12 protein-coding genes are annotated in these 13,095 nt (G+C 63.6%); 5 read left to right on the forward strand and 7 right to left on the reverse strand.

From position 1 onward, the window contains the following. From AAC023_RS11305 to AAC023_RS11320, 4 genes are read right to left on the reverse strand one after another with little or no spacing between them, the layout of a single operon-like run. The gene (locus AAC023_RS11305) at positions 1-1,044 is read right to left on the reverse strand and encodes a succinylglutamate desuccinylase/aspartoacylase family protein (protein WP_339741264.1); all 1,044 of its coding nucleotides are present in this window, start codon (positions 1,042-1,044) and stop codon (positions 1-3) included. Further along, positions 1,044-1,949: a 30S ribosomal protein S6--L-glutamate ligase gene (gene rimK / locus AAC023_RS11310; RefSeq protein ID WP_339741265.1), complete on the reverse strand. Its 906-nt coding sequence runs from the start codon at positions 1,947-1,949 to the stop codon at positions 1,044-1,046. Before rimK ends, AAC023_RS11305 begins: the two co-directional genes overlap by 1 nt. 59 nt (positions 1,950-2,008) lie before the next feature. Continuing rightward, positions 2,009-2,488 carry a RimK/LysX family protein gene (locus AAC023_RS11315; RefSeq protein ID WP_339741266.1) on the reverse strand — a complete coding sequence of 160 codons (480 nt, stop codon included), beginning with the start codon at positions 2,486-2,488 and terminating at the stop codon, positions 2,009-2,011. Continuing rightward, positions 2,485-2,766 (reverse strand): hypothetical protein, encoded by a 282-nt coding sequence (locus AAC023_RS11320; protein ID WP_339741267.1) that lies wholly within the window; start codon positions 2,764-2,766, stop codon positions 2,485-2,487. Before AAC023_RS11320 ends, AAC023_RS11315 begins: the two co-directional genes overlap by 4 nt. Positions 2,767-2,867: 101 nt before the next feature. Here AAC023_RS11320 and mgtE point away from each other — a divergent pair, with 101 nt between their 5' ends. Then, positions 2,868-4,247, forward strand: coding sequence for a magnesium transporter (gene mgtE, locus AAC023_RS11325; protein ID WP_339741268.1), 1,380 nt, complete (start codon positions 2,868-2,870; stop codon positions 4,245-4,247). Between the two features lie 17 nt (positions 4,248-4,264). Here the strand turns inward: mgtE and AAC023_RS11330 are convergent, their stop codons facing one another. After that, positions 4,265-4,831 (reverse strand): TetR family transcriptional regulator, encoded by a 567-nt coding sequence (locus AAC023_RS11330; RefSeq protein ID WP_339741269.1) that lies wholly within the window; start codon positions 4,829-4,831, stop codon positions 4,265-4,267. 135 nt (positions 4,832-4,966) lie between these two features. Between AAC023_RS11330 and AAC023_RS11335 the strand changes: the two genes are divergently transcribed. From AAC023_RS11335 to AAC023_RS11350, 4 genes are all read left to right on the forward strand, one after another. Then, positions 4,967-6,154: an efflux RND transporter periplasmic adaptor subunit gene (locus AAC023_RS11335; RefSeq protein ID WP_339741271.1), complete on the forward strand. Its 1,188-nt coding sequence runs from the start codon at positions 4,967-4,969 to the stop codon at positions 6,152-6,154. A gap of 42 nt (positions 6,155-6,196) precedes the next feature. After that, positions 6,197-9,388: a multidrug efflux RND transporter permease subunit gene (locus AAC023_RS11340; protein WP_339741272.1), complete on the forward strand. Its 3,192-nt coding sequence runs from the start codon at positions 6,197-6,199 to the stop codon at positions 9,386-9,388. A 133-nt stretch (positions 9,389-9,521) separates the two neighbouring features. Beyond that, positions 9,522-10,376: an SDR family NAD(P)-dependent oxidoreductase gene (locus tag AAC023_RS11345; protein WP_339741274.1), complete on the forward strand. Its 855-nt coding sequence runs from the start codon at positions 9,522-9,524 to the stop codon at positions 10,374-10,376. After that, a complete protein-coding gene (locus AAC023_RS11350; RefSeq protein WP_339741275.1) occupies positions 10,373-11,335 on the forward strand; it encodes an alpha/beta hydrolase in 963 nt (320 codons plus the stop codon). Before AAC023_RS11345 ends, AAC023_RS11350 begins: the two co-directional genes overlap by 4 nt. 3 nt (positions 11,336-11,338) lie before the next feature. On the opposite strand, the gene AAC023_RS11355 is transcribed toward AAC023_RS11350, so the two are convergent. Then, positions 11,339-12,319, reverse strand: coding sequence for a D-Ala-D-Ala carboxypeptidase family metallohydrolase (locus tag AAC023_RS11355; protein WP_339741276.1), 981 nt, complete (start codon positions 12,317-12,319; stop codon positions 11,339-11,341). A gap of 5 nt (positions 12,320-12,324) precedes the next feature. Beyond that, the coding region (locus AAC023_RS11360; protein WP_339741277.1) for a L,D-transpeptidase family protein at positions 12,325-13,095 on the reverse strand (771 nt) is incomplete at its 5' end.

Here is a 13,095-nt window from a genome sequence, read left to right on the forward strand (position 1 = left end):
CTAGATGATCTCGTCTTCGTCGAAGATCGGATCGGCCTCGAATTCGAGCGCCATGTTGTCGAGCGTCGATTCCGCGTCGGCGGCCTTGCTGAGCTTGGCGATGTGGAACAGGCCGTCACCCTCATTGACGACCGGCAGATTGGTGCGGCCAACGATCAGGCCCGGCTCCTGGACCACCAGTTCGATCTCGACTTCGCCGAAAGGATCGGAGATCACGCCGAGCACGTCATTGGCCATCACCTGGTCACCAATCGTTTTATAGCTGCGCATCAGACCGCCGGCCGGGGCGCGGAACCAATAGCTCGAGCGTGATTTCATCGGCGCGGTGCGCGGACGCGCGGCGTCCTTGGCGGGCAGCATTTCCAGATGGCGCATGACGCGCATGATGCCGGTGACGCCGGCGCGGATGGCGAATTCGTCGAAGCGCAGCCCTTCGCCCGCCTCATAGAGCAGTACATCGACCCCGGCCTCCTGGGCCGTATAGCGCAGCGAGCCCTCGCGGGTCTTCGAGGTCAAAATCAGTGGCGCGCCAAAGGCTTCGGCCAGCTCCATCGTGCGCGGCATGGCGGGCGAGATCCGGATTTGCGGCAGATTGGTCCGGTTGATGGCGGCCGAATGCAGATCAATCCCGACATCGGACCGCTTGACGATTTCCGTCATGAAGATGTGCGCCAGCCGCGCCGCCAGCGATCCCTGGGTGCTGCCGGGGAAGCAGCGATTGAGATCGCGCCGGTCGGGCAGATAGCGCGAATGCGACATGAAGCCATAGGAATTGACGATCGGCACCGCCAGCAGCGTGCCGCGCAGCCGGTTCAGGGCCGGATTGCGCAGCAGGCGGCGCACGATCTCGACCCCGATAATCTCGTCGCCATGGACCGCAGCGCTGACGAAGAGTGTCGGCCCTGTTCGTTTGCCGTGGACGACATGCGCCGACATGGTGACAGGCGTGTGGTCCGACAGCACGCTGACCGGCAGATCGACCGTGGCGCGGCTGCCGGCGGCAATTTCATGCAGGCCGATTTCGAAAGCGGGACGGGCCGGCATCAGCCAGCGCCCTTGGTCTTGGTCTTGCCGGGCATGCTGGTCTTCTCCAGCGTCTCGATAATCTTGCCGGCGACATCAATGCCGGTCGCTTTCTCGACGCCTTCCAGGCCGGGCGAGGAATTGACTTCCATCACCACCGGGCCGTGATTGGAGCGCAGCATGTCGACGCCGCAGACATTCAGCCCCATGCTCTTCGCGGCGCGCACCGCGGTCGAGCGCTCTTCCGGGGAGATCTTCACGGCCTGGGCAGTGCCGCCCTGGTGGAGATTGGAGCGGAAATCGCCCTTGGCACCGGTGCGCTGCATTGCGGCGACGACCTTGCCGCCGACCACGAGGGCGCGGATGTCGGAGCCGCCGGCTTCCTTGATGAATTCCTGCACCAGGATATTCACCCCGGCGCCGCGGAAGGCCTCGATCACCGATTTCGCCGAGCGGTCGGAATCGACCAGCACGACGCCGATGCCCTGCGTGCCCTCGAGCAGTTTGATGACCAGGGGCGAGCCGCCGGTGACGGCCAGCACTTCGGTGGTCTGTTTGGGGTCATGGGCGAAGGTTGTCACCGGCAGGCCAATCCCGTCGCGTGCCAGCAGCTGCAGCGAGCGCAGCTTGTCGCGCGAACGGCCAATGGCGACGGATTCATTGAGCGGATAGACGCCCATCATCTCGAACTGGCGCAGGACGGCGAGGCCATAAAACGTCACCGAGGCACCGATGCGCGGGATGACGGCATCGTATTTCGGCAGTTTCTCGCCATTGTAATAGATCGCCGGATTGCGCGAGGCGATATTCATGTAGCAGCGCAGCGTATCGATGATGTCGAGCTCGTGGCCGCGCGCTTCTGCCGCCTCTTTCAGGCGTTTGTGCGAGTAGAGATTGGCGTTGCGGGCAAGCATGGCGATTTTCATGGCGGTCGTCCTTTCAGAGGTGGTCGGACAGCGGCCGGGTGGTTCGCCGTCAGCGGGTGTCAGGCCGGTTGGCCTGTGGCCGGCAAGGGATGGGAAGGCGGTCCGCTGAGGAATGAGCGGCCCGGATTGACGCAGATCCGGCGGTTTCGCAGTGCCGTTCGCCCCAGTATCAGGTCGAATTTCATCGGTTCGCGATCGGCGAGCGAGAGTTCGATCTGCCATTGGCGCGCACCCAGGGTCAGCCGGGTTTCGATGACATGGCGCAGTTCGGGAATGCCGCTGGTATTCCTGATTTCACGCCGGTCCGCAATCGGGGCGAGGCAGCGTTGGACATGGCGGTCCTCGGTGAAGGTGACATCGAATTCCACCCAGGTTTCGCCATCGCGCTCAAACTCGCGGATGACGGCCGCATTGAGCGCCGAGGTGCGCGCACCGGTATCGATCTTGGCGTGCAAGGCCGGGATGTCGAGACCCGGCAGCCCGACGATTTCGCGCCAGCCGATTTCTGTCTTGGGGGAGGCGTGGTGAGGTTTTGTCACCGCAGGCTTTCCTCATTGGCGCGCCGGTAGTTGACGAAGGAGTTCGCACTCAGAACCACGAAAAAACTGTCCATATCAACAAGGACATAGCCGCGCTCAAGCAGGCTTCGGGTCAATGGGCGGATATCGTCATCATAGAGGCGGCGGCGCTGCAATATCTGGCGCAGGAGCTTGTTCGATATCCGGAACCGGCCCTTCGGCTTGCCGCCGAACGGTGTGTCGAACAGGGCTGCGAGCTTGTCGGCAGCCGTCTCGAAGCAAGGTGAGGTCAAATTCATGCTTTACGATAGAAAGGCATAAAATAATTGTCCAGAGAAAGTTTTTTATGTCATGAGACAATAATTCCATAATTGATACGCATTGATCCGGAGGGCGTCCCGTGTCGCAGACCCAACAAGAGCCTGAATTCGACGAACCCGGTGATATCCATGACCGGATCCGCGATGCGATCGAGGCCGATGATGTTGACGGGCTGGAAGCCTTGCTGGCGACGCTAACGCTCAGCGATGCCCTGCGTGAAATCCTGCAATTCGCCCCGAAGGAACGCGACCGCGTCTTCGGCATGCTGCACGCCGACCGCGCCGCCGAGCTGATCAATGAGGCACCGAACGAGATCGCCGTCGAACTGGTCGAGCGGCTCTCGGTCGGCACGGCCGTCGATATTATCGATGAGCTGGATTCCGATGTTCAGGCTGATGTCATCGGCGAGCTGAGCGATGAGGATGCCGAGGCGATCCTGGCGGAGATGGATGAGCAGGATGCGGCCGATGTCCGGCGCCTGGCCGCCTATGATGACGGCACGGCCGGCGGCCTGATGATCGCCGAGGCCTTCACTTTTCATGAAGGCGATACGGTCGGCCAGGTTTTGCGACGGCTCGCCTCCGATGAGGAAGATTTCGAGCCCTATCGTGGTCAGCACCCCTATATTCTCGACGCGGAGGAGCGGCCGGTCGGGGTCGTCTCGCTGCGCGCGCTGCTGACCTCCAGGCGCAGCGCCGCGCTCTCCGGCATTATGAGCCCGCCGGTCACGGTTGGCGCGCAGACCCCGCTCGATGAGCTGCGGGACCTGTTCGACAAGTACAGCTATCTCGGCATTCCGGTGGTTGAGGCCGATGGCCGTCTGGTCGGCGTCGTCTCGCGCTCGGCGATGGACGAGGCGGTTCTGGAGCGATCCGAGTCCGATGGACTGAAACGTCAGGGTCTGGTCGGCGATGAGTTGCGTTCGCAGCCGACCGTCCTGCGTGCGCGGCGCCGGCTCGCCTGGCTCTCGACCAATATTGTCCTCAACATCATCGCGGCCTGTGTGATCTCGGCCTATGAGGAAACCCTGACCGCCATCATCGCGATCGCCATCTTCCTGCCGATGGTGTCAGACATGAGCGGTTGTTCCGGCAATCAGGCGGTGGCGGTCACCATGCGTGAATTATCGCTCGGCCTGGTCAAGCCCATCGATGCCTTCCGGGTCTGGGCCAAGGAGGCCTCGGTCGGGGTGATCAACGGGATCGTGCTGGGCATTCTGATCGGGCTGGTGGCCTGGATCTGGAAGGGCAATGCCGTGCTGGGCGGCGTCATTGGCGTCGCGCTGGCGCTCAACACCGTGCTGGCCGTCTCTATCGGCGGCGTGGTGCCGCTGCTGCTCAAGCGCTTCGGCCAGGATCCCGCCGCGGCGAGTGGACCGCTATTGACGACGATTACCGACATGGCCGGCTTTTTCCTGGTGCTCAGCCTGGCGTCCGCCTTCCTGCCCTGGATCGTGTAATCCACCCGCTGAGGGCCTCAGAATTCCTGGATGCTGAGGCGAACGAGATCCTCGATCCGTTGCTGGAAGGCGTCGTGTCCAGGTGCCTCGATATCCCAGGAGCCGCGGATGATCTTGCTGACGATCAGGCCGATAATCACGCTGCCCATCATACGCGCACGCAATTGCGGGCTTTCACCTTCCAGCAATTGCGCAATCGGCTCATCAAAGCGTTCGACCATGGCGTCGCGCACCAGGGACGCGGCCGTCTTTGAAGAGGCCGAGCGCAGCATGATCAGCAGGTCCTCAACCGCCTCCTGATCGCCATCCTTGCTGACAACCATCTCCGCAACCCGGACGCTGAGCCCGTCACGCCCGGCCTTGATCACGTCGAGCGGTTTGTCCGGGCGCCGCAGGAGCTGGGCGAACAAATCCTCCTTGGAACCGAAATAGCGGCAGACGAGGGCGGCATCGACGCCGGCCTTGACGGCGATATCGCGAATGCCGACCTGATCATAGCTCTCGCGCGAGAGACAATGGCGCGCAGCGGCCAGAATGGCGGCGCGTGTGGCCTCGGCATTACGGGGGCGGGCGGGCTTGGTCATCAAACAATCCTGGTTCACAGCATGAATTTGTCATCAGCTGTTGACATAGTATAGCCATCGGGCGCATTTGTGTCATCGACCGATGACTTGTCGCTGCAGCTGCGCCCGTATCGGCCCATTTTCCAAGGACTCGACATGGCACGCCTCGCTCCCCGCATCATTCTTTTTTGCTTTGCTTTCGCCCTGGCTGGCTGTGGCGGTGGCGGTGGCTCGCAACAGGCGCCGGGCGCGCCGGGCGTTGATGTCGCCTTGCCCCTGGTCGAGCGGGTTGCCGACTGGGACGCCTTCACCGGTCGCTTCGACTCGCCGGAACATGTCGATGTCCGCAGCCGGGTCAGCGGCTATCTCGAGGCCGTCCATTTCGAGGATGGTGCCATTGTCGAGGCGGGTGATCTCTTGTTCACGATCGACCCGCGCCCGTTCGAAGCTGTGCTGGCTGCGGCCAATGGCCAATTGGGTCAGGCTCGTGCGCAATTGGCGCAGGCCCGCGCCGATCTTGATCGCGCCGAACGGCTTCTGCCCTCGCGCGCAATCTCCGAGGAAGCGGTCGGACAGCGCCGTACCGCCGTGCGGACGGCCGAGGCCGGTGTCGCTTCGGCCAGCGCCAATGTCGATGCGGCCGCGCTTAATCTGGAATTCACCCAGGTGACGGCCCCGGCGGCCGGGCGGACCTCTTCGCGCATGGTCGATCCGGGCAATCTGGTGTCGGGCGGCAATTCCTCAGGCGATGTGCTCACCACCATCGTCGGCGCCGATCCGCTCTATTTCGAATTTGATGCCTCGGAAGCGGTCTATCTGCGCTATCAGCGCCGCGAGCGCACCGATGATGTCTCCCGCGTGGAGATCCGGCTGCAGGATGAAACCGAATACCTGCATGTTGGCGAAATCGTCTTTGCCGACAACCGCATCAACCCGACCTCGGGCACGATCCGCGTGCGGGCGCGGGTCGCCAATCCGGATGGCCTGATCCGCCCGGGCATGCTCGGTGCGGCGCGCGTCGGCGGCAGCGCCTTCTATGAGGCGATCCTGGTCCCCGAAACCGCCATTCTTTCCGATGGGCCGCGGCGTCTGGTCTATGTCATCAATGAGGAGAATGTCGTCGAGCCGCGCCTTGTCACGCCTGGCCCGCCGAGCGGCAATCTTCAGGTAATCTCCGAAGGTCTGGAGCCCACGGATCGGGTGGTGGTCAACGGCATCATGCGCGCCCGTCCCGGCGTGACCGTGACGCCGCAGCTGGTCGAGCTTGTCCGGCAGGACCTCGACGAACCGACCGCCCTGACCCAGGCGCAGCCGGCGTCCGCCGCCTATCCCGTCGAGCAGTAGTCACCGCTCCCGCGTTTTCGCATCCGTTCAGGACCCCCGCCCATGCGCCTGTCACACTTCTTCATCGACCGTCCGATATTTGCACTGGTCCTCGCGGTCTTCACGACATTGATGGGCGTATTCGCCTATCCGCAATTGCCGCTGGCGCAATATCCCGAAATCGCACCGCCGACCATTGCCGTCACCGCGAGTTATCCGGGCGCAACCGCCGAAGCGGTCGCGGCGCAGGTCGCGGCACCGCTCGAGCAGGAGATCAATGGTGTCGAGGGCATGTTGTACATGGCCTCTTCCTCGACAGCGGACGGGCTGGCCTCGGTTACGGTGACCTTTGAGCCCGGCACGGATATCGATACCGCCCAGGTCCTGGTCCAGAACCGGGTCAATCGCGCCCAGACCCGCCTGCCGGAAACGGTGCGCCAGACCGGTGTGACCGTTCAGGCGCAAGCGAGCGGCTTTCTCATGCTGTTCGCCCTGCGCTCGCTCGACGGTTCGCTCGATGCCGATTATCTGGGCAATTATGCCAGCTCTGAATTGCGCGACCGCATGTTGCGGCTGGACGGGGTCGGCGATGTGCGCATTTTCGGTGCCGGCAGCTATTCGATGCGCGTCTGGATCGATCCAGACCGGGCCGCCGCGCGTGGCCTGACCGCCATCGATGTCGTCAATGCCCTGCGGGCCCAGAATATCCAGGCCGCCGGTGGCAATCTCGGCCAGCCGCCCTTTGCCGATGGCCAGCCCGCCGCCTTCCAGCTGCCCGTCCAGGTGCGCGGCCGCCTGATCGAGCCGGCGGAGTTTGCCGATGTCGTCGTCCATCGTGATGCCGATGGCGCCGTGACCCGGCTCAATGATATCGCCCGCGTTGAACTTGGCTCGGAATCCTATCTGGTGCGCGGCTATTTCGGCGGCATTTCCGGCGTCGGCATGGCCATTATCCAGCAGCCGGGCGCCAATGCCCTGGCCACGGCCGACCTCGTCCTCGAGGCGATCGAGGATGCATCGGCGAGTTTCCCCGAGGGCATGGACTATATCATTCCCTACAATCCGACCGAATTCGTCGAGGCCTCGGTGCATGCCGTGCAGAGCACGCTGCTTGAAGCGGTCTTCCTCGTCGTGCTGGTGGTGATCATTTTCCTGCAAAGCTGGCGCGCGGCGCTGATCCCGATCGTCGCAATTCCGATCTCCATCATCGGTATTTTCGCGATCCAGCTCGCCCTGGGCTATTCGATCAATTCACTCTCCCTGTTTGCGATGGTGCTTGCGGTCGGGATTGTGGTCGATGACGCCATCGTGGTGGTCGAGAATGTCGAACGCCTGATGCGCAACGGAATGTCGGCGCGCGATGCCTCGCGCAAATCCATGGACGAGGTCAGCGGCGCGCTGATCGCCATGACGCTGGTGCTGGTCTCGGTCTTTGTACCGACCGCTTTCCTCAGCGGTATTCCGGGCATTTTCTATCGCCAGTTCGCTGTCGCGATTGCCTCGGCGGCCGTGATTTCCCTCTTCGTTTCGCTGACGCTGACCCCGGCCATGTGTGCGCTCCTGCTCAAGCCGCATGCCAGCGACGGCTCGCCTGACCGGCTCCCCTTCATGGCGCCGCTGCGCTTTGCCGGCCGCAAGTTCAATGAGGCCTTCGACCGGCTCGCCGCCTTTTACGGCCGCTCGGTGGCACGCCTCGTGCGCACCGTTGCGCTGGTCCTGATCGTCTATGGCGGTTTGCTCGGCCTGACCGCCTGGCAGCTCACGGACACGCCAACCGGCTTCATTCCCGAGCAGGACCAGGGTTCGCTGATCGGTGTCATCCAGCTTCCACCCGGCGCATCGCTGGCGCGGACCGATGAGGTCGTGCGGCGGGCCCAGGACGTCTTGCTCGCGACCGAGGGCGTGGACACGCTGGCCGCCCTGGTCGGCCTGGACGGGTCGAGCTTCACCATGGGCTCGAATGCGGCGACCATGTTCATCAAGCTCGCCCCCTATGAGGAGCGGGAAGGCCGCCCCGGCATGTCCGCAGTCGAGATGTCACAGCGCCTCACCGGCATTCTGGGGCAGGCGATTCCGGAAGGCTTCGCCTTCATCATCGCGCCACCGGCCGTGCGCGGCCTGGGCAATGGTGGCGGTTTCAAACTCATGGTCCAGGACCGGTCCGGTCAGGGGATGGAAGCCCTGCAGCAGGCGGCCAATGCGGTTATCGCGGCGGCAAACCAGGATCCACGCGTCTCGCGGGTCTATACGAGTTTCAATACCGGTTCGCCGCGCATCCGCGTCGATGTCGATCGCGACCGGGCACAACGTATCGGGGTTGATCCGCAAGCCGTCTATCAGACGCTGGGGATTTATCTTGGCGGAAGTTACGTCAATGATTTCAACTTCCTTGGCCGCACCTTCCGGGTCATGGCCCAGGCCGATGCGCCCTTCCGCGATGATGTTGCCGATATCGGCCGCCTGCAGGTGCGTTCGCTGAGCGGGGAGATGGTGCCGATTTCGGCGGTCGCGACCGTCAGCCCGGATTCCGGTCCGGTGCGGGTTGTCCGCCACAATATCTTCTCGGCCGTCGAAGTGCAGGGCAGTACCCCGCCGGGCCTGTCGACCAGCGATTCCCTGACGGCGATGGAAGAGATCGCCGACGCCGTTCTGCCGCCGGGCTTCGGCTATGAATGGACCGAGCTGGCCTATCAGGAAAAGGCCGCCGGCAATTCCGGGCTGATCGTCTTTGCGCTGGCCGTTGTCTTCGTCTTCCTGGTGCTGGCCGCGCAATACGAGGCCTTCACCCTGCCCTGGGCGGTGATCTTCATCGTGCCCATGTGTATCCTGGCGGCGATGATCGGCATTAATCTGGCGGGGATGGACAATAATATCCTGACCCAGGTCGGGTTGATCGTCCTGATCGCCCTGGCCGCCAAGAATGCCATCCTGCTGGTGGAATTCGCAAAGCAATCCGAGGAGGGCGAAGGCGTTCTGCCCGGCGAGGCAGCGGTCATGTCGGCGCGGCTGCGTCTGCGTCCGATCCTGATGACGGCCCTGGCCTTCATCCTCGGCGTGACGCCGCTGGCCTTCGCCCATGGTGCCGGCGCTGAAATGCGCCAGGCGCTCGGTGTCGCTGTCTTTTCGGGCATGATCGGTGTGACGATTTTCGGCCTGATCTTTACCCCGGTCTTCTATGTGGTCGGGCGCTGGGTTTCGGCGCGTCTGCCCAAGCCGGACATTGGCCAGGGTGAGGAAAACCATCCTGCGTCCTGACCGGATCGCCATACCGGAAAAGAGAAATTCTCGACTTCCCGCTTTTGCGGCTTGGCGCTGAGGCATACTTGGGCAAGTATTCGCGCGACCCATCCGGATCGCGACGGGCCCAGCACCAGCCCCAGGAGTGCCCATGCCTGCCCAGTTCGACTTCGCTGACCGCACCGCAGTGATCACGGGAGCGGCCAGCGGTATCGGTGCCGCCCTGGCCCACGGCCTGGCCGCGCGCGGCTGCCGTCTGGCGCTCGCGGATATCGACCGCGAGGGCCTCGACCGCATCGCAGCCTCCACCGGCATCGCGGCCGACCGCGTCAGCCTGCATCATCTCGACGTGTCCGACGCCCGGGCGATTGCCGAATTCCCCGATGCCGTCCGGCTTGCCCATGGCGGTGCGGCGCTCCTGTTCAATAATGCCGGCGTTGCTGTAGGCGGCCGGTTCGAAGACGTGTCGGAGGCCGATTTCGACTGGCTGATGTCGATCAATTTCTGGGGCGTGGTCCGGATGACGCGCGCTTTCCTGCCCATGCTGCGCGAGCCTGATCAGGCCCAGATCACCAATATTTCCAGCCTGTTCGGCCTGGTCGCCCCGGCCGGCCAGACTGCCTATAGCGCCAGCAAGTTTGCCGTACGCGGTTTCTCGGACTCGCTGCGCCACGAGCTGGCCGGCACATCCGTTGGCGTCACCACCGTGCATCCGGGCGGTATCCGGACCTCGATCGCGAAAAATGCCCGCCACGCCGCCAATGCGGACCCGGCAGAGCTGGCCCGGGGCCAGGAAGCGTTCGAGAAATTTCTCGTCATGCCGCCGGAACAGGCGGCCGAAATCATATTGCGCGGCGTCACGCGGCGCCGCCCGCGCGTCCTGGTCGGCCGTGATGCCCATTTCATGGCCCTGATCGAGCGCATCCTGCCCGCCCATTACTGGAGCCTGATCGGCCGCAATGCGAGCCCCGAAGCCGCTGCCCCGGAACAAGGAATAAACTCATGACTCCAATTCTCGTGACGGTTCTGGGCGGGCTGGTTCTGATCAGTCTTGCCGTTCTGGCCGGGCTCAGCATCTGGTCGCGCATGATTGCGCGCCGGGTCGAGGCCGCGATCCCGCCTGCGGGCGAGATTGCGACGGTGACGGGCGGCAAGATCCATTTCCTCGATCAGGGCGAGGGTCGTCCGATCGTGATGATTCACGGGCTTGCCGGGCATTTGCAGAATTTCACCCATTCGACCACGGATGCGCTGAAGGATGATTTCCGCGTCATCGCGCTGGACCGTCCCGGCAGCGGCTATTCGGCCCGCGACAGTGATGAGCAGGCGCGCATTCCGGAACAGGCGCGGATGATCGCCGAATTCCTGGCGGCGAAGGGGATCGAAAAACCCCTGATCGTCGGTCACTCGCTGGGCGGCGCCGTGGCCTTGACCCTGGCGCTGAACCATCCGGACTCGATCTCGGGCATCGCCCTGATCGCGCCGCTGGCGAAACTTCCCGAAGAGGGTGCCAAGGCCTTCGATGCGCTCAAAATCGCCAGTCCGTTCATGCGGCGTCTGATCGGCGAAACCCTGGCCGTGCCGATGTCGATCCGCACCGGCGATGCGACGCTGCGTCTGGTTTTCGGCCCCAATGAGGCGCCCGCCGATTTCCGCCTTCGCGGCGGCGGCCTGCTGGGACTGCGTCCGCGCGCCTTCGTCACCGCCTCGACCGATTATGCCGCGGTCGGGCTCGACATGCCGGCGCTGACAGCGCGCTTTTCCGAGATCAAGCTGCCCGTCGGCGTCATCTATGGCGATAGCGACCGCATCCTCGACGCGCAGGCCAATCTCGACGCCCTGCGGACAAGCATCCCGCAGCTTGATGAGGAAGTCCTGCCGGGCATTGGCCACATGGTGCAGATCAACAGGCCCGACGAGACCGAGGCCTTTATCCGGCGGATGGCCACCAAGAGTTTCAGCTAGCCCCTAGCGGCCCCACTGCACATTCCAGCCGCGCTCATCGACATGTACGAAGGGGCCGTGCCAGGCATTGGGCGCGTATTCGCCCAGACCGCCAGCCAGTCCGGCGAAGAGCGGATTGTCGGCCAGGGATTCGACCAGGTCGAACAGGGCGGCGGCGTCGCGCCGGTCCAGTTCGCCATCGCCATTGAGATCGTCCATCACCTCATCGCCATCGACATCGATATAGATGTCGGCCGCGCCGCCATAGATGTGGCGTGAATTCTCGCCATTGCCGAGACCGGCATTATAGACCGGCGTGCGATAGCCGCTCATGACGGTGAAACCGTCTGTGCGCCAGCCGCGCTCATTGGCCGCTTCCAGTATGCGTTCCAGCTTGACCAGAAGCCGCTCGCTCAGGACGAGATATTGCGGGCCATCGGCCTCCTGTTTGCACAGGAATTGACCGAGTGTGAAATGCGGCGAGACGGCAATATCGCCGAGCTCGCTATCGACCTCGAGGAAAAATTCCGGTGCGCGATAATTCTCGTGGCCCAGATAGGGCTCGGCTGGATATCTGCCGAGTTGATAGCCATTGATGCTCTCGCCATCGGCTGATCGCATCACGATCAGGTTGAGGGTCATGACATGGCCCTCGACGTCCTCGAGGCTGACTTGCGACAGGCCGGGCTGCATTGGTGCCGTCCAGTCGAGTTCGGGTGAGGCGGTGCGCATCACCATCTCATCGGTCCAGCTCAAAGGTCGGTCGGCGCGTATGCGGACTTGCTCGCCAGGGCGGGCGAAGATCGCAAAAGTCTCGTAATCAATGCGCAGCTCATCGCGTATGGTCAGCGAGAAGGGCAGGTGGCCTGGCGCGAAATCGGCGGCCAGTGTAGCGGCGGGCGGTGGCGTCTGGTCCATCGGAGCCGGCGCGGCGAGCTCGACCGCATTGGCATTGCTGCTCATCAATAGCGCGGCAATCAGCGCATTCCCGAAAATGGCGTTCAAGGACGCTACTCCAAAGGCGGCGGTGGTGAATCCAGCGCGGCGATTAACACGGCATCCCTGTCATATACGTCGTCCACGAAACGCACGCCAGTGTCTGAATCGAGCACGACGGTCCAATATAATATGTGGACCGGAATCGCGCGGGGCAGTGAAATGCGGGTCTCGTCATTGCCGGCGGCAATTGCCTGCAGTCGCGCCGGCGTCATGTTCGGGTTGTCCGAAGCGACCCATTCGGCCAGCAAGAGCGGGTCACGCACCCGCACGCAGCCCGAGGAGAAGTCGCGCCGCGTCTGGGCGAACAGACCGCGCGTCGGCGTGTCATGGAGATAGACATTATGCGGGTTGGGGAACATGAATTTCACTTCACCAAGCGCATTGAGCGGCCCGGGAGATTGACGTAGCCGATAGGGAAAGTTGGTGGCCGGTACCGTGGCCCAGTCGATCGTTGCGGGGTCGACCAGTGAGCCGGAACGGTCGATCACCTGGAAGCCCAAACGTGTCACAGCGCCGGGGTCGGCACGGAAGGCTGGCAGCTTGTCGCGCGCGGCCAGGCTCGGCGGGGTTTCCCACCAGGGATTGATCACGAAATAAGTCATGCTGGCCGAGAAAACGGGAGTGCGCCGGTAGAGGCGGCCCACGATCACGTCATGCGTCTGTTCGACCACGCCCTCATTGCGCGCTTCCAGCGAAAAATCGGCGATATTGACGCGGATATGCCGCCGGCCGAGATCTTCCGGCAGCCAGCGCCAACGCTCCAGATTGGCCCGGATCTGGGC

The sequence above is a fragment of the uncultured Maricaulis sp. genome (assembly GCF_963976135.1).
GTDB lineage: Bacteria > Pseudomonadota > Alphaproteobacteria > Caulobacterales > Maricaulaceae > Maricaulis.